Annotated in this window: 20 protein-coding genes; 13 read left to right on the top strand and 7 right to left on the bottom strand. The window is 49.3% G+C overall.

All coding sequences use genetic code 11. The annotated features are described in order from the left end of the window. Position 1: 1 nt before the first annotated feature. Complete coding sequence (gene mltG / locus B153_RS0131325) at positions 2–1,039, bottom strand: endolytic transglycosylase MltG (protein WP_020600707.1); 1,038 nt, start codon at positions 1,037–1,039, stop codon at positions 2–4. 145 nt (positions 1,040–1,184) lie between these two features. On the opposite strand from mltG, the gene B153_RS0131320 reads away from it, so the two are divergent. From B153_RS0131320 to B153_RS0131285, 8 genes are all read left to right on the top strand, one after another. Further along, complete coding sequence (locus tag B153_RS0131320; RefSeq protein WP_245564977.1) at positions 1,185–1,682, top strand: YybH family protein; 498 nt, start codon at positions 1,185–1,187, stop codon at positions 1,680–1,682. A gap of 68 nt (positions 1,683–1,750) precedes the next feature. Continuing rightward, positions 1,751–3,013, top strand: a complete 1,263-nt coding sequence (locus B153_RS0131315) for an MFS transporter (protein WP_051097387.1) — start codon at positions 1,751–1,753, stop codon at positions 3,011–3,013. After that, a complete protein-coding gene (locus tag B153_RS0131310; protein WP_020600704.1) occupies positions 3,010–3,435 on the top strand; it encodes a hypothetical protein in 426 nt (141 codons plus the stop codon). The genes B153_RS0131315 and B153_RS0131310 overlap by 4 nt, the downstream gene beginning before the upstream one ends. 253 nt (positions 3,436–3,688) lie before the next feature. After that, positions 3,689–4,255 (top strand): hypothetical protein, encoded by a 567-nt coding sequence (locus tag B153_RS0131305; RefSeq protein ID WP_020600703.1) that lies wholly within the window; start codon positions 3,689–3,691, stop codon positions 4,253–4,255. 491 nt (positions 4,256–4,746) lie between these two features. Further along, a complete protein-coding gene (locus tag B153_RS0131300) occupies positions 4,747–5,445 on the top strand; it encodes a response regulator transcription factor (RefSeq protein WP_020600702.1) in 699 nt (232 codons plus the stop codon). 114 nt (positions 5,446–5,559) lie between these two features. Beyond that, a complete protein-coding gene (locus B153_RS0131295) occupies positions 5,560–6,828 on the top strand; it encodes a TolC family protein (protein ID WP_020600701.1) in 1,269 nt (422 codons plus the stop codon). Between the two features lie 76 nt (positions 6,829–6,904). Further along, a complete protein-coding gene (locus B153_RS0131290; protein ID WP_026262594.1) occupies positions 6,905–7,984 on the top strand; it encodes an efflux RND transporter periplasmic adaptor subunit in 1,080 nt (359 codons plus the stop codon). Between the two features lie 63 nt (positions 7,985–8,047). Next, positions 8,048–11,158 (top strand): efflux RND transporter permease subunit, encoded by a 3,111-nt coding sequence (locus B153_RS0131285; protein WP_026262593.1) that lies wholly within the window; start codon positions 8,048–8,050, stop codon positions 11,156–11,158. Positions 11,159–11,296: 138 nt separating this feature from the next. Here the strand turns inward: B153_RS0131285 and hslU are convergent, their stop codons facing one another. After that, positions 11,297–12,682, bottom strand: a complete 1,386-nt coding sequence (gene hslU / locus B153_RS0131280) for an ATP-dependent protease ATPase subunit HslU (protein WP_020600698.1) — start codon at positions 12,680–12,682, stop codon at positions 11,297–11,299. 157 nt (positions 12,683–12,839) lie between these two features. Between hslU and B153_RS0131275 the strand changes: the two genes are divergently transcribed. Then, on the top strand, positions 12,840–14,723 hold the full coding sequence (locus B153_RS0131275; protein WP_020600697.1) for a beta-N-acetylhexosaminidase: 1,884 nt from the start codon (positions 12,840–12,842) through the stop codon (positions 14,721–14,723). 168 nt (positions 14,724–14,891) lie between these two features. Here the strand turns inward: B153_RS0131275 and porQ are convergent, their stop codons facing one another. The 4 genes from porQ to B153_RS0131255 form a co-directional block, all read right to left on the bottom strand. Beyond that, a complete protein-coding gene (porQ, locus tag B153_RS0131270) occupies positions 14,892–15,923 on the bottom strand; it encodes a type IX secretion system protein PorQ (protein ID WP_020600696.1) in 1,032 nt (343 codons plus the stop codon). 81 nt (positions 15,924–16,004) lie between these two features. After that, positions 16,005–16,715, bottom strand: a complete 711-nt coding sequence (locus B153_RS0131265) for a hypothetical protein (protein WP_020600695.1) — start codon at positions 16,713–16,715, stop codon at positions 16,005–16,007. Further along, on the bottom strand, positions 16,712–17,455 hold the full coding sequence (locus B153_RS0131260) for an LVIVD repeat-containing protein (RefSeq protein ID WP_020600694.1): 744 nt from the start codon (positions 17,453–17,455) through the stop codon (positions 16,712–16,714). Before B153_RS0131260 ends, B153_RS0131265 begins: the two co-directional genes overlap by 4 nt. A gap of 53 nt (positions 17,456–17,508) precedes the next feature. Beyond that, complete coding sequence (locus B153_RS0131255) at positions 17,509–18,042, bottom strand: LVIVD repeat-containing protein (RefSeq protein ID WP_020600693.1); 534 nt, start codon at positions 18,040–18,042, stop codon at positions 17,509–17,511. 106 nt (positions 18,043–18,148) lie between these two features. Between B153_RS0131255 and B153_RS0131250 the strand changes: the two genes are divergently transcribed. From B153_RS0131250 to B153_RS0131235, 4 genes are all read left to right on the top strand, one after another. After that, positions 18,149–19,735, top strand: a complete 1,587-nt coding sequence (locus tag B153_RS0131250) for an acyl-CoA carboxylase subunit beta (RefSeq protein WP_026262592.1) — start codon at positions 18,149–18,151, stop codon at positions 19,733–19,735. Between the two features lie 7 nt (positions 19,736–19,742). After that, a complete protein-coding gene (locus B153_RS0131245; RefSeq protein ID WP_020600691.1) occupies positions 19,743–20,282 on the top strand; it encodes a hypothetical protein in 540 nt (179 codons plus the stop codon). Beyond that, positions 20,279–20,548: a hypothetical protein gene (locus B153_RS0131240; protein ID WP_020600690.1), complete on the top strand. Its 270-nt coding sequence runs from the start codon at positions 20,279–20,281 to the stop codon at positions 20,546–20,548. Before B153_RS0131245 ends, B153_RS0131240 begins: the two co-directional genes overlap by 4 nt. Positions 20,549–20,820: 272 nt before the next feature. Beyond that, a complete protein-coding gene (locus tag B153_RS0131235) occupies positions 20,821–22,251 on the top strand; it encodes an amidohydrolase family protein (protein WP_020600689.1) in 1,431 nt (476 codons plus the stop codon). On the opposite strand, the gene B153_RS0131230 is transcribed toward B153_RS0131235, so the two are convergent. Beyond that, the gene (locus tag B153_RS0131230; protein WP_020600688.1) at positions 22,228–22,908 is read right to left on the bottom strand and encodes a phosphatase PAP2-related protein; all 681 of its coding nucleotides are present in this window, start codon (positions 22,906–22,908) and stop codon (positions 22,228–22,230) included. The genes B153_RS0131235 and B153_RS0131230 overlap by 24 nt on opposite strands. Positions 22,909–22,960: the final 52 nt, after the last annotated feature.

The raw sequence follows: 22,960 nt of genomic DNA, 5'->3' as shown, positions 1-22,960 counted from the left end.
GTTATTTCATAATCTTCATGCGGGTGAGTGCCTGTTGGTACAGACGAGCGTTGGCCAGGTGCTCTGCCATGGTTTTCGAGAAGGTATGGTAGCCATTAAAACGGGCATCGACCACGAAATAAAGATAGTCGTGTTGTTCCGCATTCAGAACCGCATCGATGGTAGCAGGAGCAGGCAGGTTGATAGGGCCTGGAGGCAAACCCGTATGCCGGTAGGTGTTGTAAGGCGAATCGACGGTGAGCTGTTTGTTGAGAAGCCGACGAATCGTGAAATCGCGAAGGGCAAAAATAACCGTGGGGTCGGCTTCGAGTTTCATGCCTTTTTTCAGGCGATTCAGGTAAACCCCGGCTACGCGCGGCTGTTCGTCCCGTTTGTTGGTTTCTGCGGCTACAATCGAGGCCAGCACCTGCGTCTGCGTTTGCGTTAGACCAAGTGCTTTGGCTTTCTCCTGTCGTTCGGGCGTCCAGAATTTCTTGTATTCCGTTCCCATCCGATCCAGCAGGGTTTCGGGCTTAATGGTCCAGAACATTTCGTACGTATTGGGCAGAAACATACAAACGATCGTTGTAGTGTCGAAACCATACTTTTCGCAGGTGGCCGGGTCGTTCAGCAGTTTACCCAGGGCGTCGGAACCGAATTCGAATTTGCTGCCCAGCCGCTGGATCAGGTCCGATTTCTGCCGCATACTGTTGAATGTTACAGGCATAGCATCCTGATTGCCACTTCGGAGTTTGACCAACGCGTCGCGATTACCCATATTGGGTTTGATCTCATACCGACCTTCCTTAACGAGTTCGGGGTATTTCATCAGTTTGGCCAGAAAACGGAATGAGGTTTCGTCGTTGATGACCTTATGCGTTTTGAGCGTGTCCATGACCGACTCAAAGGTTGAACCACGCGGAATCAGCAGGGCAAATGTTTTGTCGTTCTCTTTTACCTGTAGGTTTGGGCTTTTGAAAACTTGCCAGAAATAAAAGGTAAACGTGGTCAGAAGGATAGAAACGGTAAGGAATAGTCCAATTTTAAAATTACGAGACATGATTGCGAGCGATAATGGACAATGAACAATGCAGCATGCGCAGATGGCTACAACTACGATTTTTTGGCACTACAATTGTGTAGTGTTGATAAGGCATTATTCGTTATGATGCTGCAAATTTAGCCAAAATAGCTACCTACCCATAATGAAGTACGTATTATCTCTTCTGCTAATGGTGGTCTGGACCACATCGTGTCGAACGAGTGCCGATAGCCCACGGGCCATGAATCCGGCAGCCGCCAAACGACAACAGGCCATTGATGAGATTCGTGAAGCCGATCTGAATTTTAGCCAATTGTCTGAAAGACAGGGTATGGCCAAAGCGTTTACAACCTACGCAGCCGATGAAGTCATCAAGCTCAACGATGGAGCAGCCCCTACCGTAGGGTTTGATTCGTTACGGGCGCAGATGAGCCGGATGCCGGTTGATGGAAGTGTGCTCACCTGGCAGGTGCTCAAGGCCGATGCGTCGCAGGCGGGCGATCTGGGGTATACCTTTGGTCAGTGGATGCTGAGTCGACGTGATGAGTCGGGTAAGAAAAAAACGCAGTTTGGGGTGTATGTAACCGTCTGGAAACGCCAGCGCAACGGCCAATGGCGATTTGTTGTCGATGGCGGAAACAGTACCCCCGAACCCAAATAGACTTTACGATTTCCTGCAAACCTTTTCAAAAATGAATCGTAAATTTGAGCGAACCAACTCAACTCGTTTTGACTGTTCGTTCATTGTCAACTTCCCAAACCTCGCGGGATTCCTCGCTGTATACGCTCTCGTTCTGGTTACTCTCGGTCAGTAACTTCCTGTTTTCGGCCAGTTTTTCGATGATGATCCCTGAATTGCCCGCTTATCTGACAAAGCTGGGTGGCAAAGAATACATCGGGCTGATCATTGCGCTTTTTACGTTCACGGCTGGGGTTTCACGACCGTTTAGCGGCAAACTGACCGATACGATTGGACGGGTTCCGGTGATGGCATTCGGATCAATCGTATGCTTTGTCTGTGGGTTGCTATATCCGTATCTGCTGACCGTATGGGGGTTTCTGACGCTGCGCCTGATTCATGGCTTTTCGACGGGAACCAAACCGACAGCCACTTCCGCTTATGTGGCCGATGTGGTTCCGGCCAATCGTCGGGGTGAAGCAATGGGTATGCTCGGATTGTTTACGGCAATGGGTATGTCGCTGGGGCCAGCTATTGGAAGCTGGCTGGCCACCGATTTTTCCATGAACGTCATGTTCTGGACCTCATCGGCTTTTGCCCTACTTTCCATTGGTATTCTGCTCCGGATGCCCGAAACGCTGCTGGCTCCTCAACGTTTCCGGTTTGGGCTGCTTCGGCTGAAAAAAGACGAGATTTTTGATAAGCAGGCCATTCCGCCATTTCTGGTACTGTTGCTCCAGTCATTCTCCTCAGGGGCTGTGCTAACCGTGATTTCTACCCTGAGTGGTTCACTGGGCATTACCAATAAAGGGCTATTTTTCACCGTCTATACAGTGGCCTCGCTCATGGTGCGGATTCTATTCAGTAAATCGTCGGATCGGTACGGCCGGATACCCGTATTGTTTATCTCGACCGTTGTTCTGGCGTTTTCCATGGCCTTGCTGGTTTTGGTCGACTCGCCGGTTTTGTTCTGGACGGCGGCTATTTTCTACGGTATGTCGTGGGGCATGAACTCGCCAACGGTGCAGGCCTGGACAGCGGACCTGAGCGATGAGCACACCCGTGGACGGGCTATGGCAACCATGTACATTGCCCTCGAAGCGGGAATCGGACTGGGAGCCGTAGGATCGGGTTGGTTGCTCAATCACGTAGTGGGTGAATCGGGCGTGGATGCCGCTTTTGCTGCATCGGGGGTGATGGCGTTGATTGCGGTTGGGTATCTGGGGTGGTTATGGCAAAAAGATCGTAGAACACCCCGGCATCGGACCGACGGTGCCGACGAAGTAGCCCTGATTGACGGCGAACCTGGATGAACGAAATCGAGCCGAAAATCCGTCCATTAGTCGATGCGTTGAACCGAACGGGTATTGTACGCACGTTTTCCAGTTGCGAAGGCCATTTTGACCCCGATCAGCAAACCCTGGTTGATCGCAATCATGCCTATGTGCGGTTCATACCTGCCGAAGACCGTTCAATTGCCGAGGTGGAAAACCTGCTGGCGTATATACTTCCCCGATTTAAGCGTCAGCATGGCCTGATTCCGGTAAAACTGACGGCTTACAAACTCTACACGCCCATCGAAGATGAACAGGTTGAGGAAACCTTTGTGCTGGAGTTACATCCCTTTAATCGGTTCGACTCGCCCGACCGAAAGCGAGCGGATGTAGATCGGGCCATTGAACAGGTAGCGACGTTAATGTATGCTCAATTCGGCACTGGAGATGATGTTCAGTAGCTGACGTAAAGAAGGCTCTGGGTAAGGCAGTTGTAGAGGCCACCTTATTGTGCAGTATATCCAACTACTTGCGGGAGAAAATGTATAGTAGGCTGTAATGGTAGATTTTACGTTTCCTTAATATTCTTTTACAGGTCGTTGACAGACGCCAGGATCGAAACTTTTAGCTTTGTTGACATCCTGGATATAAAAAGAATGCCTTAAACCGATCTGATTTATAAGGATGTAGATTCATGTAAACCTACAGGGAACTATGAAAAAAATCATCTATGCGCTGCTGTTACCGCTGGTTGTGGTAAGCGGACTCGTATTTGCGAATCGTGACAGTAAAAATGAAGCTTCTAAAAAGTTAACCGCAAAGCCACTCTCTGTTGCCGAGAGGAAAGCGGCATTGAAAAAATGGGAGGCTACCCCGGATGGTATAAAGTACAAGAACTGGGAATCGTCGCCCGAAGGGAAAAAAGTGTATGCTGGTGAAGCGAAAATAAGGAAGCAGTTACGGGATTTTACCAACATGGAGGCTATTGTGACCTCTCTTTCTCTGCCGCCGGGCTCACGACTAGGTTTCGGACTGATGGTCAGGATTCATGATGAGGATTATATTCTTAGTTTTGGACCGGAAAAGTCTGATAAGAATGTATTGAACGTTAACAACGAATTTCAGCAATTGCATAATCTGAAAGTTAACGACAAAATAATTATAAGAAGCCATAATGTATCGCACGCGCCCAAGTATTCCTATCCAATAGTATCGGGCGACTATGTGGAGCTAGATAGTAAAATAATCTATAAGCGTGCTCCTCGCAAAGGCGGGTGCTAAGTTCATTGTGAATACCTCTGTGCTTCATCCATGCTTTATTCTTAACGGTATTATTTTTACCCTCTTTGTATAAAACCACACAGGGGGTAAAAACAGTACCAGGTCCGAAACCAAAGACGTAGCCACACCCAGATTGATTGACATGAACTAGACATATACTGATTCGGTTAAAATCGGGTCGGCTTATCCGACCGAAAGCGAACGGATGTAGATCGGGCCATTGAACAGGGGAGGGCACTGATTAATAGCCTGTTGGCTTTTTGGATGACCCGGCAATAGATGCTGCTCTAAATCTAATTTAAGGAAAATCTAATTCTCCTCTAATGAGCCTGTACGTAGGAAGCATCTACTTTTGCATGGAATTGGTAACCCTAAAACGACCGAAAAACACCAGTCTCACCAGCCGGTGTTTTCTTGTTTGAAGGAGAACCAGTGGGAGCGGGGTAACCCAACGGGGTTATGCTTTGCCAGAGACTAACCACCGGCCATGTATGAAGAAGATTGTCATTATTGAAGATGACCGCCGAATCGCCCAGAATATAAAACGAGGTCTTCAGGACGAAGGCTATGCCGCCGAAGTAGTGTATGAAGGGATCAATGGTCGTGAAATAGCGTTGAAGCCTGGCGTCGATCTGTTGATTGTCGATATTAATCTGCCGGGTATCAATGGGTTTGAAGTATGCCGAAGTGTACGGTCGGCCAAACCGCATTTGCCCATCATTATCTTATCGGCGCTGGGGGAAGTTGACGATAAAGTAGAAGGGCTTGGCCTTGGTGCCGACGACTATCTGGTAAAACCGTTTGATTTTCGGGAATTAATAGCCCGCATCGAAGTATGTCTGCGCCGAGTGGAGTTGACAAACGGCCCCGTAATCGAGTCAGGAACCCTATGGCGCGTGGCGAATCTGACCGTGAATAGCCTGACCAAAGAGGTATGGCGGGGCGAATCGGCCATCGAATTGACTGCCCGCGAATTTGCTTTGATCGAGTATATGATTCGCAATCGGGGGCGGGTGCTGTCCAAGATGGACATTGCGGAGCATGTATGGCAGTTACAGCACGATCCAGGGTCATCCATTGTGGAAGTGTACATCAATTATCTGCGGAAAAAAATAGACCGCGATTTCTCCCCAAAGCTCATTCACACCCGGATGGGCATGGGCTATGTGCTCAAAGAAGAGGACGAATAACGGTCGAGTCCGGGCTTCTAATTGTTTTCTAATTGTTTTCTATAGGTATTCTAAGCCTGCATTAAGGCCGCTGTAACCTGGAGCCCAGACCTTTGTAGCCGTAATTATTTTCATATGCGGCTGCTCGTTTTTGTATTCTTTTTCGCTATTCCCTCTGTGTGCATTCGGGCACAGACTATTGCAGACCAGGACTCTCTTCGGCTAACACTTCAGCAGGCTGACAGCCTTTTCGTTAAAAACAACCTGCTACTGCTGGCAGAACGCTTTCGGGTCGATGCCAGCCAGGCTCAGATTCTACAGGCTGGTTTATACGACAATCCCAATCTGACGCTGGAGGTCAGTAGCTACAACAATGAAACCCGACGGGTGCTGGACGTGGGCCGACAGGGGCAGAAAACCGTTTCGATCCAGCAACTGCTGTATACGGCAGGCAAGCGAAACAAGCGGATTGCGCTGGCTTCCGAATCGGCTCGGCTGACCCAGCTGGAGTTGCTGGATTTGCTCCGTGGGCTGCGCTTCGACCTGCGGACTCGGTTCTATTCCATTTATTTTCAACAGCAAACCCTGGCCCGTTTTGATCAGCAACTGGCTACGCTGCAAACTACGGTAGCGGCTTATGAGGTCCAGTATAAGCGGAACAATGTTTCACTCCGGGAATTGCTTCGGCTGAAAGCGTTACTCTTCCAGCTGGCCAACGATCGTACAGCCATCCGGTTTCAACTGGCCGATGACCAACGGGCAATACGGACACTTTTATCTGTCGATCAGCCCATTAAGCCCGTGTCTGTCGATCAGCTAGTCAGCCGTTATCGGGTGCCTGTCCAGTCTGATGATACGCTCCAGCAACTGGCCTTACGGAATCGGCCCGATTTAAAAGCAACGGAATCGCTTGTTCAGCAAGCTAAGCTAAACCATACCCTCCAGCGTGCGCTGGCTACACCCGACGTGCGGGTAGGCGGCACCTACGATCAGGCCGGAAGCTACATTCAGAACTATGTGGGCCTGTCGGTATCGGCCGATATTCCCGTATTCAACCGAAATCAGGGTGCTATCCGGGCCGCTCGTAGTCAGATTCAGTACCAACAACAGCTACAACAACAGAAAGCCAATCAGGTGATGAACGAAGTGGCAACATCTCTGGAGAAAATACGGGAGGTTGAGCGCCGGGTTCAGACGGTGGAGGAGCAGTTCTCGACCCAGTTCGATGAGTTGAATCGGGGGGTGATCACCAGCTTTCAAAAGGGAAATATTACCCTCATCGAATTTGTCGACCTGATTGAAGCGTATAACGACAGCGTTAGCCAGCTCAATCGACTGAAAGCCGACCGGGTGAGTGCCTATGAAGAACTCAATTATCTGCTCGGCGAAGATTTATTCAAGTAAAGTTCCGTCTACGAAACATCCAGAAATCATGCTTCCATTACTTGCTGGCGGTTCAGGTCAGCTTATCAAAACACGAATGAAACCATCCATTTGGTGGGCAATCGGTGGTCTGTTTATGCTCACCTCCTGCGACCCTAAACCCGCGCCCGACGTTGCGAAGGCCTTTATGCTATCGGATACCATGATGCAGCGTATTCGCATCGATAGCGCCTATCAGCAGCCTGTACGAAGCGAATTGACGCTGGTTGGAAAAATTGTGGCCGATGAGAACCGGGTTATCAAAGTGTTTCCGCTGGTGGGCGGAAATGTCGAAGATGTACGGGTCGAATTGGGCGACTACGTCCGAAAGGGGCAGGTACTGGCCTCGATTCGTTCGGGCGAAGTGGCCGATCTGGAGCGGCAAATCATTCAGGCGCAATCGGATTTGCTGCTGGCTGAGAAAAACTTGCGGGTGGCCGAAGACCTGTTTGAAACCAAACTGACCTCGCAGCGGGAAGTGGTGGCCGCTCAGAAAGAGTTGGAGAAAGCGCAGGCTGAATCGAACCGGGTGAAAGAAGTATCGCGGATTTACGGAATCGGTAAAGCCTCCATGTATACTGTAAAAGCGCCTATCGATGGTTACGTGATTGAGAAGAACGTCAACCGCGATATGCAACTACGCTCTGATAATGCGGATAATCTATTCACCATCGGCCAGATCAATCAGATCTGGGTACTGGCCAATGTGAACGAAAGCGACATCCGCCAGGTACGAACGGGCATGGACGCGAGTGTTCAGACGCTGAGCTACCCCGACGAGCGATTCAAAGGGCAGGTCGATAAAATCTATACCGTACTGGACCCAAACACCAAAGCCATGACCGTCCGGATTCGATTGGCCAATCAGGGTATGAAACTCCGCCCGGAAATGCACGCTACGGTCACACTGCGGTATGAGGCCGGTGGTGAAGCGGCTACTGTGCCTTCAAGCGCGGTCATTTTTGATCGTTCTAAACACTACGTATTGATTTTCCACAGTCGGTCGGATATCGAAGTTCGGGAAGTGACAGTCCTTAAATCGCTGGGCGATAGGGCATACATCAGCCAGGGGATCAAGCCGGGCGAAAAAGTCATTTCTAAAAACCAATTGCTCGTCTACAACGCACTCAACAATTAGCAGAGGGCAAAGGGCATAGGGAAACACGCCTTTCCATGCCCCACGCTCTCTGCCCCCATGCTCATGAACAAATTCATTCGAAATCTGGTAGGCTTCTCTCTGAAGAACCGTTTTTTTGTCTTCTTCATGACAGCGGTTCTGGTGATTGCCGGGATTTTTAGCTATTTACATACACCGCTGGAAGCCTTTCCTGACGTAACCAATACGCAGATCATTGTCGTAACGGAGTGGAAAGGCCGTTCGGCTGAGGAGGTAGAGCGCTTCGTAACCGTGCCTATTGAGGTGGCTATGAACTCCGTTCAGCGGAAAAGTAACGTTCGCTCGACAACCATGTTCGGCCTCTCGGTGATGAAGATCATTTTCGACGATGGGGTCGAGGATTTTTTTGCGCGGCAACAGGTCAATAACCTACTTCGAAATGTGGCTCTTCCCGATGGAGTGGAGCCTGAAATACAACCCCCTTACGGCCCCACGGGCGAAATCTATCGCTATACCCTGGAAAGTAAAAACCGGGATAGTCGCGAGTTGCTTACCCTGCAAAACTGGGTTATTGACCGCCAGCTTCGGAGTGTACCAGGGGTAGCCGATATTGTTGCTTTTGGGGGGCGCGATAAAATCTACGAATTGCGGGTCAACCCGACACAGCTGACCAAATACGACATTACCCCCCTCGAAGTCTATCAGGCCGTTACGCGCAGTAACATCAACGTAGGGGGCGATGTGATTGAACGAAACTCACAGGCGTATGTCGTGCGGGGCATTGGCTTACTGACGTCCATTCAGGACATAGAAAACATCCTGATCGAAGAAGCGGGCGGCAATCCTGTACTGGTTAAGCATGTGGCCGACGTGGTCGAATCCAATTTGCCGCGCGTAGGGCAGGTTGGCCTGAATAAAAATGACGACGTAGTGGAAGGTATCATTGTGATGCGCAAGAGCGAAAACCCCAGCGAGGTACTGGCGCGGGTGAAGGATAAAATCGAGGAATTAAACACGCGGGTTCTTCCATCCGATGTAAAAATGGTGACCTTCTACGACCGCGATAACCTGATCAGTTTTTGTACGAAAACTGTGTTGCACAACCTGACCGAAGGCATCGTACTGGTTACGGTGATCGTCTTTCTGTTTATGGCCGACTGGCGCACTACAGTGATCGTATCAATCATTATTCCGCTGGCACTTCTGTTCGCCTTTATTTGCTTACGATTGCGAGGCATGTCGGCCAACCTGCTGTCGATGGGAGCCATTGATTTCGGGATTATCATTGATGGCGCGGTCGTGATGGTGGAGGGGATCTTCGTGTCCCTGGATCATATGGCGCATCGGGTCGGTATGCAACGGTACAATCGCATGGCCAAGCTGGGGTTGATTCGAAAAACAGGGGGCGATCTGGGGAAAGCCGTCTTTTTCTCTAAGCTAATCATTATCACCGCGCTGCTTCCCATTTTTTCGTTCGAAAAAGTGGAGGGTAAAATGTTTTCACCCCTGGCCTGGACCCTGGGTTTTGCCTTGCTGGGCGCGTTGTTGTTCACGCTTACGCTGGTTCCGGTACTTTGCTCGATACTGCTCCGGAAAAATGTGCGGGAGAAAAATAACCCCATCGTAAACTTCTTTAACCGCATCGTGATGGCAGGCTTTGGCTGGTGCTACCGCAATCGCCGAATAAGCTTGTTTGCCGCTATATCTTTCATGATCGCTACGTTCTTCTCGTCGACGATGCTGGGTACCGAATTTCTGCCACAGCTTAACGAAGGGGCTCTGTGGGTAACAGCCGAATTGCCCATGAGTATGTCACTGCCCGAAAGCGTCGATATGGCCAAGACCATTCGGGCCGATTTGAGCACGTTCCCCGAAGTAAAACAGGTGCTTTCGCAGGTAGGCCGCTCGAACGATGGAACTGACCCGAACGGATTTTATTTCTGCCAGTTTCAGGTCGATCTCAAACCCAAAGAGGATTGGGGCCGCCGGATCACTACGGAGCAACTGACGGATGAAATGGATGCCCGACTGAAAAATTACGCGGGGGTACTCTACAATTATTCGCAACCCATCATCGACAACGTGGCTGAGGCCGTAGCGGGTTACAAGGCAAGCAACGGAATCAAAATTTTTGGCCCCGATATTTACGAACTGGAGAAATACGCCAACCAGGCGCTGGAGGCCATTCGGGATGTCGACGGGGTGAGAGATTTAGGCATTATCCGTAATGTAGGACAGCCTGAAATCAGCGTGCTCTTTCACGATCACAAAATGGCGCTTTATGGGGTATCGACAGCCGATGCGCAAGCTGTCATTGAAATGGCTATCGGGGGTAAAACCGCGTCTGTCTTATACGAGGGCGAACGTAAATTCGACATCCGGGTTCGGTTTCTGCCAGAATATCGCAAAAGCGAAGAGGATATTATGCGGCTCATGGTACCGACGATGAGTGGCAGTAAAATTCCGCTTAAAGAGATAGCCAGCATTCGGCAGATTACTGGCCCAGCTTTCATTTATCGTGATCTGAACAAACGATTTATTGGGGTGAAATTTTCGGTTCGTGGTCGTGATTTGGGCGGAACGATTGCCGAAGCCCAGCAGCGTGTGCGCGAAAAGCTTCAAACCACCAAAGGTTATTCAGTAGAATGGGTAGGGGAGTTTGAAAATCAGGTCCGGGCAACCGAACGGCTGGGGCAGGTGGTGCCGATTAGTATTGCGGCCATTTTCGTGATCCTGTTCATTACTTTCGGCAATGCCAAAGACGCCGGACTCGTTCTGCTAAACGTACCCTTCGCGCTGATTGGGGGCATATTAGCCCTTCATCTGACGGGCATGAACTTTGGGATTTCGGCGGGGGTGGGCTTCATTGCCCTGTTTGGCATCTGTGTGCAGAATGGGGTGATTCTCATTTCGGTGTTTAATCAGAACCGGAAAGAGCGAATGCCACTGGATACCGCCATTCGCGAAGGGGTTCGTTCCCGAATTCGGCCCGTTATTATGACCGCTTTAATGGCCGCTATCGGCCTCCTGCCAGCCGCCGTTTCGACCGGAATTGGTTCGGAAACGCAAAAACCGCTGGCGATTGTGGTGATTGGGGGATTAATTACGGCCACGCTGTTGACGTTGCTCATTTTCCCGATTATCTATCGACTGTTTAACAGGCACCACGTTCACCGGCTGAGTGATCTGGACTGATCGCTTATGTTCTTTATAAGGATTCGTCAAGATTAAGTGTTTTTTGTCATTTCGACGCAGGAGAAATCTTAGGCTTACTTAACAAACAAGCCTGAGATTTCTCCTGCGTCGAAATGACAAAACGACTTTGGTAATGCCTTACAGAATAAACTGGCTTAAGTCCCGGTTTTTGACCAGGCCGTTTAATTTTTCGTTGACCAGTTCTTTGGTAACCACAACTTTGGCATTAGCGCCGATCACGTCGGGGATGTCGAACATAAAATCGTTCATGAGGTGGCTCAGTACGGTTTGCAGTCGGCGGGCACCGATATTCTCCACTTCGCTGTTCACTTCGAAGGCAATCCGGGCCAGCTCACGCAGGGCATCGTCCTGGAAACCAAGTTCGACCCCTTCGGCCAATAACATGGCCTCATACTGTTTGGTAAGGGCGTTTTTGGGCTCTTTCAGAATCTGGTAAAAATCATCTTCCGAGAGGCTTTGTAATTCGACACGAATCGGGAAACGGCCCTGCAACTCAGGAATCAGGTCGCTGGGTTTAGCGACGTGGAAAGCACCTGCCGCAATGAACAGAATGTGGTCGGTATGAATGACGCCATATTTCGTATTAACAGCACTTCCTTCCACAATCGGGAGTAAATCACGCTGCACCCCTTCCCGGCTAACATCAGGACCGCCCCCACCGTTGCCAGAACGAGCCGAGGCCACTTTGTCGATTTCGTCGATGAAAATAATCCCGGCGTCTTCGGCTTTTCGGATGGCTTCTTCTTTCACCTCGTCCATGTCGATCAGCTTGGCGGCTTCCTCTTCCAGCAGGATTTTACGGGCTTCGGCAATACTTACTTTGCGTTTTTTGCCGCGTTTGGGCATCATATTGCCAATCATCTCCTGGATGTTCATCATCGACAGGTCATCGACAGTACCGCCCATGACACCAATATTCGGTGTCTGACTTTGCTGCACATCAATGTCGATTTTCCGGTCGTCCATTTCGCCCGAGCGGATTTTTTCGCGGAATCGTTCGCGGGTGCGTTCGTTGAGTTCTGCGTCGGGGTCTTTAGGACCGTTCTCGAATCCAAGCTGGCCGTTGGTTGGTTTGACGGGCGGAATCAGAATGTCCAGAATGGTTTCTTCGACCTGCTGCTGGGCTTTGACCTGAACGGCCTCTTTCTTGGCCGCCCGCACCATATTGACAGATTGCTCGACCAGATCGCGCACCATGCTCTCGACATCGCGGCCCACGTAACCAACCTCGGTAAATTTGGACGCTTCCACTTTGATGAAAGGCGCATCGGCGATTTTAGCCAGTCGGCGGGCAATTTCGGTTTTCCCAACACCTGTAGCGCCAATCATCAGAATGTTGTTGGGCGTAATTTCACTCTGCATGTCGGCGCTGCTGTTCATCCGGCGCCAGCGATTCCGCAACGCAATAGCCACGTTGCGCTTGGCATCGTGCTGGCCAATAATGTATTGATCGAGCTCGGCAACGATCTGCCGGGGAGTAAGGTCTTTCAGTGAGTGGGTCATTGACAAAAAATAAAAGCGAAATACGAATAGCGCTTTTACTAGAAACACAGGAATTTTAAAATTGTGCCAATGCTACGGAAAAAATAGGAGTTTAAGTAACCATGATTAAAAACTTCGACTAACTGGCTTTCTCCTGAAATCAATAACCAGTCTTTGCATGAATTTGTGTCGGATTCTTCTTTTCGCGTTTTGCATAACCGCTGCTTACGCGCAAACTCCTATTCAGTTAATTCCTCAGCCCGTGAGTGTTCAGCCTCAAACGGGTCTGTTTACGCTGACGAAATCTACCTCAATCGAGTATAATCAGGTGGAGGCCCGGGTGGTGGCTGATCTGCTCAGCCAACGATTGAATAAGCCAACAGGCTTTGTGCTGGCAGCCAAACAAGGGAAAGCGGGTAAAATTCAACTGAACCTGAATCCAACTCCGAACACCCAGCTTGGCGATGAAGGCTATACGCTCGATGCCTCAGCGAAAGGAGTCGTGATTACGGCCAACCGCCCCGCAGGTCTATTTTACGGAATGCAGACGTTGACGCAGTTGCTGCCTAAAGAAATTGAAAGTCAGGCGGCTGTCACCAAGACCTGGTCGCTACCTGCGGTAAAGATTACCGACTATCCACGGTTTGGCTGGCGGGGGATCATGCTCGACGTGAGCCGTAATTTTTTCACGAAGGAGGAAGTCAAACAATACATCGATCAACTGGCCAAGCTGAAATTTAACACGCTTCACTGGCACCTGACCGACGACAACGGCTGGCGAATCGAAATCAAATCACTCCCTAAACTGACGCAGGTAGGGGCCTGGCGGGTGGCGCGAGCTGGCCATTTTGGGGATCGTGCCGAGCCGAAACTCGGTGAACCTACTCCCGCAGGTGGCTTTTATTCGCAGGACGATATTCGTGAGGTAGTGGCCTACGCACAGGCTCGTAACGTGACCATCGTTCCCGAAATCGATGTGCCGGGACATAGCATGGCGGCTCTGGCGGCTTATCCTGAACTGAGTTGCACCAAGCAGCAGGTGAGCGTTAATCCTGGAACGGCTTTTTCGGAGTGGTACGGCAACGGTACGTTTAAGATGAAAGTAGAGAATACGCTGAACCCATCGGACGAGAATGTGTATGCGTTTCTGGATAAGGTTTTTACCGAGGTAGCGGCTCTCTTTCCGAACCCCTACATCCATGTTGGTGGGGATGAGTGCTACAAAGGCTATTGGGCCAACGATCCGGGTTGTCAGGCATTGATGAAACAACTGAACATCCGGCATGTGGAGGATTTGCAAGGGTATTTTATGAACCGCGTTGAGAAAATTCTGACGGCCAAAGGCAAGAAACTGCTGGGTTGGGACGAAATTCTGGAAGGGGGGATTTCTCCGGGCGCGACCGTTATGAGCTGGCGGGGCATCAAAGGCGGTATCGAAGCGGCACAGGCAGGGCATAATGTGGTGATGACCCCAACCACGTTCGCTTATCTCGATTATACCCAGGGCGATCCGAGTGTTGACCCGCCAATTTATGCGAGCTTACGGGCACAAAAATGCTACAGTTTCGATCCGGTACCAGATGGTGTCGATGCCAAATATATTCTGGGTGGGCAGGGCAATCTCTGGACCGAGCAAATCCCGACACTGCGTTATGCTGAATACATGACCTACCCTCGTGGCTGGGCGTTGTCGGAAGTGTTCTGGTCGCCGAAGGCGGTAAAGAACTGGGCCAATTTTGTGGAGCGGATGGAAACCCACTTCGACCGGGCCGATGTCGCGCAGGTCAATTACTCGAAGGCTATTTACGATGCCATCGTCCGGACGAGTATGAATGATGGTAAACTCCGGCTCGAACTCGCCAGCGAAGCCCCCAACCTCGACATCTATTACACCATCGACGATACCATGCCCGATCAGTTTTCCACCAAGTACACCCAAGCCGTCGACCTGCCCGATGGTCCCATCACGTTGCGCGTCGTCACTTACCGCGCTGGAAAACCCATCGGTCATCTCATCACGCTGACACGAGATGCGCTGCAACGACGCGTCGGGCGGTTTTGATTGAGTAATAGTTCTAAAAGCTGCGTGGTTCATTACAGGGTTTATCTGTTAAACTACGCAGCTTTTAGGAATTTAAAGAAGAGAAATACTTCTTTTTTCTTTTATAATGGAGGATTTTAAGGGATAAAGCTACCAGTGTTCTAATCGTCAATAGGTTGTTGTCCTCGTTTACTTCGTCAATCGGGATAGATCGATGCGGAGGGATAGTTGGCTGGTGCCTGCCGTGGGCACAGACGAAAAATGCCCGTAGGTAAGCTGGAAGCTTTTGGCCTGTACTGAAATACCGTATGAAAAGCCTACACCTGCTCCACCCGTTGTCAGTTTGCCTTCCTGCTGTTTTTGATGATTATAGCCAACCAACAGGTGTACATTCCGATGAACCAGTAGTTCGGCACCAACGCTCAGATGCCGGGCTAGTTTTTCAGATACGCTGGTCGTTTGCGGAATCGGATTCCCGCTGAGGTCGTACCGAACATTCAGATTTGGGTCGTTGTAGGTAATGTCGAAGCGTTGTAGATGGTGCGCGGTTAGTGTGAGCCGGATAGGAGCGTGTTCGGGTTTCAGGGTTACGCCCGCCTGCAAATCGAAGGGCAGATCGGCGTTGAGCGTACCGTAGTTCTTGATAAGATATCCGACGTTTTTAGCAACCAGCCCGAAGGTGAGGTCTTTTTTCGGGTGTCGCCAAATGGCCCCCAAATCGGCCAGCACACCAAAGGCGGAATACATTTCGATGCTTGAGCCAACAGCTTTTACCGTGGCCCCAAACGTAAAATTGCCTTCGGTTCGGGCGTGGGTGAGGCTCAGTGCATAGTCGTTGGCGGTAAAGGTGCCCAGTGTATTGCCAACCGGATCGGTGAGGGTAAACTGCCCATAGCTGAGGTATTGCAACCCAATCGCCCATTTTCCCTGCGACTGAATGGGAAGCCCATACTGAAGCGTATAATACTTGGCCGCTGCCAGATAAGGCATCAGACTGATAGACAGTTGATTGTCGGGTAGGGAATCGGCCAGGGCCGGATTATTCAAATGATAAGCCCCGTCGGGACGAACGGCCGTGGCTACCTGGCCACCAAGGGCCGCTACACGCGCGTGAGTGGGTAAATCGAGAAATGAAAAGACACGCTGTCCACCGATGGGTTGAGCAACTACCCCAACAGGTAACAGCCCAATAAGCAGTAAAAGAATAAATCGGTTTTTCAAGCGGAGTTAGTCGCAGTTTGCTACAAAGAAACGCCAATTTCGGCCATCATGAAAGTAAACGATAGGTTAGGCCGCCAAAACTTAAAACGCATAGCCGATCTTGAAACCATAGGAGATATTCAGAGAAACAGGCGGATTGGGGCTAAATGGGTCGACCAGAAAACCTTTGGATGCGTAATAAACATAACCATCGGGACGGTTCGACTGATGGATATCGCGCGTTCGAAATCCGATTCCACCATAGAAATCGCCGATCAGCCGATTGTTGGACGAGAATGAAAACTGTCGCCCAAACTTGAGTGTCATGGCCCATACCTGCTTCGAGATGGGTAGCGAATACAAGCGGTAATATTGCGGCATACCTCCGTCGGGTGCAACGCCTATCGTTCCGGTTTCGAACGCATTTTCCTGTTTGTACAGCCCTTCCAGCGCCGTATATGCACCAAAGGGTGGTTGAAATCGACGCCAGTAAAACCGCCATTCGGCCCGAGCACGCCAGGTTTCATAATGATCGTAACGCGAATTTTTCGAATACCGCCACAGATTCATGCCTGCCCAACCATAGCCGAATTCGGCCTGTATAGTCTGTTGTTGCCCCACTACTCGTTCTACGGCAAACTGTACGGTATTGCTAAAGTCGATCAGACTGAACGGAGCAAACTTGACCACCCATTTGGGAGAGGCTCTGGATAGGGGCGCAAAAATAGGTTCGGTATTAATCGACTGGGCCTGTGTTCCGAAACAAATTCCTGATAACAGACTCGCTAACCCGATTTTGTAGACAAGTTTCATGGCTGAACCGGGATTTGGCTGAGGAGTTTTAATTGGCTGAAATCAGCGTAACTGTATTGATAAATGCCGGTTGGCCCCGTCACAATCAGCCGCTTTCGGGTAGGGATGACATCGTAGGTCTTGGTGTTGTAAAAGTATTCCAGCTCTTTCACGTCGAGGGGGTTGCTGATGTCCATTACCCGTAGGCCATAATCACCTTCGCCCACAAAAAGCAACGAACTATCGGCGCCGAGGCCACGCGGATTGGTCATTTGATAACTTTTCAGCAGTTTCGGATTACTCACATTGCTGATGTCGATCACATCCAGGCTGTTTGCTGTTACGGATTGATTACGGCAGTTTGTTCCGGTGCGTAGGGTCACGTAGGCGTAATTGCCTTGCGCCACTACGGGGTCGCAGCTAAGAATGTGGGAATAAAGACTTACCTGTTTTGGGCTGTTTGGTTGACTGATGTCGTAGATATACATTCCCGTCTGCGTGCCGATAAATAGGTTGTTTCGGTAGGGGAAAATGGTTTCGACCCCAAAACCCAGCGACGTTTTTGCCCCTTTTTTGGGGTTGCTGCTTTCTGTAATATCATAGGTTTGCAAAGCCGTATTACTGACCATGTAGAGTGTATTGCCACTAATGGTAAATCGGGCTGTCGAACCGCCAATGCCGGTTCCGGGAGATACCGAGTCGCTGTTGGCACAGGCCGTTAATACGCCAATCAGAGAAACTAAAAGAAGGTGGATTTTCATGAGGTGAGGTTGTTTAGGCTGATCATGAAGCCTAAGAGTTAATAGAAAAGGGGCTACCGATAGCATTGCGGATTTTCGACGTCGGCTTTTTCCCAGTGGATAACAGCCCCTCTGGCGGGGTCAGCACATTCAAAGCGTACGTTGGTTGCCAGTGGATAGGCCGGATAATCGAAGGCGTTTTCTATCCGCTTCACCAGCCGCACGTTGAGTGGATTGGCGATGTTGAGCGCTACCAGATCGGTTACATTATCGGCGTAGAGAATGCTGTCTTTGATCGCTAGCTCCTGATTGCCCAAAATGCCAATAAACGCGACCTGAACAGGCTTTTCGGGATTCCGATTGTCGAAAATGTGAATCCCGTTGCCCTCTTCATTGATGTATAAATAATTATCTTTTACATAAATTTTGCCCACATTTTTGAGAGGTTGAGGGCTTAAATTCTGAATGGTTCGGATGTCGGAATAGGCTGCATACACGGGACGGTACGTGTCGCCTTTGGATGGGGGAGGGGGAGCGTAATAGCGATCACAGCCATCCAGCAGAAAACAACCCATCGTTAACAAAAGGGCAGAGAAAAGTCGATGCATGGTGTATAGGTTTAGAATGGAGTAAGGATACAAAAACAATTTGAACCGTTGTAATTCGTAAGAAAAATTAACTTTGCTCGTCCTTGATGTCGAGACTACCAACTTTATGCAAACCGAAACCCCTTCTGAGTCTAACCTCTCCCCAATTACCAGGCCATCCAACGTCGACGTTCTAGCGCAGAAAAATGTGGAAGCAGAACAGGGCGGTGGCCAAAAGCGAATTGACGCTCAGCATAAAAAAGGCAAACTTACCGCCCGTGAACGTATCGCGCTGCTGGTCGATGAAGGGTCATTCGAAGAGATTGGCAAGTTCGTTATGCACCGCACCCGCGACTTTGGTCTGGACAAAGAACACTACCTGGGCGATGGCGTCGTAACGGGTTATGGTACGGTCAATGGTCGACTGGTGTATGTGTTTGCGCAGGATTTTACGGTTTTTGGCGGGGCTTTGTCAGAAACCCATGCCGAAAAGATCTGTAAGATTATGGACCTGGCTATGCAGAATGGTGCCCCTGTTATTGGCCTGAATGATTCCGGGGGAGCCCGAATCCAGGAGGGAGTCTTATCGCTGGCGGGGTATGCCGATATTTTTTACCGCAATACCAAAGCCTCGGGGGTGATTCCGCAGTTGTCGGCCATTATGGGCCCTTGTGCAGGCGGAGCTGTCTATAGTCCAGCCATTACGGATTTTATTTTTATGGTCGAAAACACGAGCTATATGTTTGTGACCGGCCCGAATGTAGTAAAAACCGTTACGCACGAAACTGTTACGGCCGAAGAGTTGGGAGGGGCCAGTACCCACAGTACCAAATCGGGCGTGACGCACTTTGCCTGTGAAAACGAACTGGCTTGTATTCAGAATATCAAGCAGTTGCTGAGCTATATTCCACAAAATTGCGAAGATGAGCCTCCCATGCTTGCCTACGAAGCTATCGACGAAACTCGCGCTGGTTTGAATGCCATCATTCCCGACAATCCGAACCAGCCCTACGATATGCGGGAGGTAATTGAGGAACTGGTCGACGCAGGTAGTTTTTTTGAAGTGCACAAAAATTTCGCGGAGAATATCGTCGTCGGCTTTGCCCGGATTGCAGGTCGAAGTATTGGGGTTGTTGGTAATCAGCCGGCTGTACTGGCTGGCGTACTGGACATTCACGCCAGTACCAAAGCCGCCCGGTTTGTGCGTTTCTGCGACTGCTTCAACATTCCTCTGTTGGTTCTCGAAGACGTTCCGGGTTTCCTGCCCGGCACCGATCAGGAGTGGAACGGGATCATTACCAATGGCGCCAAGCTGCTCTTTGCGTTCTGTGAAGCTACGGTACCCCGCGTAACGGTTATTACCCGCAAGGCCTACGGAGGGGCGTATGATGTAATGAACTCCAAACACATCGGTGCTGACCTGAACTACGCCTGGCCATCGGCCGAAATTGCCGTGATGGGGGCTAGTGGAGCAGCCGAGATTATTTTTAAGCGAGAAATCGCCGAAGCCGAAGATCCACAGGCCAAGTTGCAGGAGAAGGTACAGGAGTATACCGAGAAGTTTGCCAATCCGTACCGGGCGGCTAACCGGGGCTATATCGACGAAGTAATCATGCCCGACCAAACCCGCCAGAAACTAATCCGGGCCTTTCAGATGCTGGAAAACAAAGTGGCTAGTATGCCGAAGAAAAAACACGGAAATATTCCGTTGTAGACGGTGTATGGAAGAGTTGTTGAAATTTATTAGTACGGCACTGGAAGAGCGTGGAATTGACTACATGCTGTCCGGGAGTGTTGCCTTAAATGCTTATTCAATCCCCAGATATACGCGCGATATTGATATAGTGATTGAACTTCGTTCTGATAACTTTCTCGCTTTTGCTGATATATTTTCACATCGGGAATGTTATTTTCATTATGAAAGTGCAGAAGCTGAAGTTCAGCGACGAGGCATGTTCAATATCATTGATTGGAAGTCAGGTATGAAGGTTGATTTTATCATCCGGAAAAACGATGAATTTCAAAAAACTGAGTTTGAAAGACGACAGCGAAAAGAAATTCTTGACACAATTGATTGCTGGGTTATTTCTCCTGAAGATTTAATTGTCGCTAAATTGTTATGGATTCAACAGTTATACAGTCAGCAGCAGATTGACGATATAAAAAATATATTGCATGATTGCCCGGCCTTAGATAAAACATACATAATTAGTTGGATCGGAACATTGCAATTAAATGATTTTCGACTTTTTAGCGAATGAATGATACACCTGAGTATATAAGACGTATCTACTCCGATTATATTATGAAAAAATCGGATAGTGAACGCTTCAAAATGGGATTTGAAATGGCTGATATTGGGCAGCGTGTTGTTGAACAACGGATTGGAAAGCAACATCCTGACTGGTCAGTCGGCGAAGTCAAAGCGGCTGTATTTGAGCAAATTTATCGAAATGACTTTTCTACGAGTCAAATGAATCGTATTAAGTCGTTGATAATGGCCTATTATCAACCGTTAACTTTTTAGCCTGAGCGATCAAAAAAAATGCTGGATTTTATAAGTACATGACATAGTAGGGGTTACACGGTTCATGTCTATCAATTGATATTTTTACTAGCATGGCAAAGTCAAATCCTGAGCGACCCGGTAGTTTATTAAGAACGATACTGATCGGGCTGCTTATCATTTTCGGTTTAGCATTACTGGTCGGAACACTGACCGTATTATTTCCTTGATCTTTCCTTGACGCGAAAGGTCCGCGTTGCGAAAAGATAATCTCCTACAGAAACTATCGATCAATGATCGCACGATTACGCATTTTGGGCGTTGCCTTTTTTATCTCTCTCTCCACGTTTGGGCAAACGGTAAGTGATTATTTTGAGAAAATTCGAAACAACGATGCGCTGCTGACCGCTTTTTTCGCCCAGATGCCGAAAGGTGGTGATTTGCATCACCATTACAGTGGCTCTATTTATACCGAAACATACATCGATTATGTGGTCAGCAACAATTATTTCATCGATCGCAAAACCCTGAAAGTGTCGGAGAAAAAACCACCGGGCGACGATTGGGCTGACTTCAGTACATTGAAACAGGAGGGGACTTTTGCGGAGTACAGACAGAAACTTTTTCAAAAGTGGTCGGTCAAAGATTATAACCACGTCGATTACCCATCCGATAAATTATTTTTTGAGACATTCGCAGGTTTTGGCGTTGCCAGTCGGGCAGAAATCGACAAAGGATTACTGGAAATTAAAAACCGCGCTAAAAAAGAAAATGTCAGTTATATAGAGACCTTGTTTGTCAATGCGCCTTGTCCCAAGGACCTAACTGACTTAACGGATTTTGCCAGGAAACTGAGAGATGGGCAGGCGAAAAAAGATACGGCCGCTTGTCTGGTTTTGCTGGATTCGCTATATACGGCCATACAGGCAAAAAATGTACGGGAATGTGCCAATACGTTTCTCAATGAAACGCTTAATCGCCTGCATACCAGCCTGAAAATTGACGACGACCAGTTTACTATGCGCTACCAGAGTTATGTAGTCCGTACGGTAGAGCCGGTCGAATTATTTAAAGCTATGATCGTTGCGTTTGAAGCAGCCGCCAGCAGCCCGCTGGTGGTTGGTGTCAACATCGCGGCTCCCGAAGATAACGAAATAGCGATGAGCGACTACTGGCTACACATGCTCATGTTCAGGTATTGCCATGCCAAATATCCCTCCGTCAAATATACCTTGCACGCGGGCGAACTAGCCCTGGGTATGGTTAAGCCCGAAGACCTGAGCTGGCATATCAATTCGGCCATTTATCTGGCGGGTGCCAATCGGATCGGCCATGGCGTCGATATGCCCTACGAAACCGATTGCTATGATCTGTTACGGTACATGAGCCGCAAAAAAATAGCCGTCGAAATTAATTTATTCAGCAATGAATTTATTCTGAAAATAAAAGACGATAAGCATCCGATCAGTCTGTATCAGGCGTTTAATGTACCGATTGTTATTTCGTCGGACGATGCCGGAGTATTGCGGACCAACCTGACGGAGCAATATGTGCTTTTGGCCAAACGCTACAAACAAATCTCGTATCAGGATATAAAACAATACGTTTTCAATAGCATCGACTACAGTTTTATTGAGGAAGAGAGATTGAAAAAATCGTTGCTGAATGACCTGAAACAGCGATTTGCAAAATTTGAACGATCAGTCCCCGGTGTTCGCCACTGAGTCAGTTTTAGTGTTCCAGCCACTTAGGGCCAGCCATTTTCCCAGCCGATACAGTGGATAAGTAAACGCAAAAGCGCACAACACATCAATGGTGTAATGGACATGTTGTACGAGCAATAAAGCCCCCACGATCAACGAGCCGACCAAAGCCATAATCCGGTCTCCACGCCGACGGAAGCAGAGAAACATCAGAAAAATGGTCGAGGTGTGGCCAGAGTAGAACAGGTCTTTGGTGATGTATACTTTCCCATAAAAGGCGTTGGTGATCGGGTCTACCATCGGAATCAGGCCAATGGGCGGATTCAGGGGCATGACATTGATGCTGACCATACGGGATAAGCTGACGATGACATAACTGTATACAAACATCATGAATAGGGCTGGGCTGCGTCGGACCCGAATCAGCAGGAGTAGAGCCGTGGCCCAGATCACCAGAAAAATGATGAGCGAAACATCGACCGGCGGAATTCGGCTCAGCAACCAGTCGTTCAGAACAGGGCCGCTATGTTTTTCAATCGTAGCAAAGAAGTAGGGAAATGTGGCTAATAAAGCAAGCAGGCTTACAACGCCAATCGCAAATTTCCGGCGAAATACGGACGACTGCCAGGCAACTGACCAGGCTATATCGCCAACGGGATTTGGTGTGACAATGGACATAGGTACTATAAAATGGCCGCAAAGGTACGAATAAGAAGACGATTACGGATGC

Source organism: Spirosoma panaciterrae DSM 21099 (assembly GCF_000374025.1).
Taxonomy (GTDB): domain Bacteria; phylum Bacteroidota; class Bacteroidia; order Cytophagales; family Spirosomataceae; genus Spirosoma; species Spirosoma panaciterrae.
Note: the sequence above shows the minus strand (reverse complement) of the source record. Positions and strands in the feature narration are given on the sequence as shown.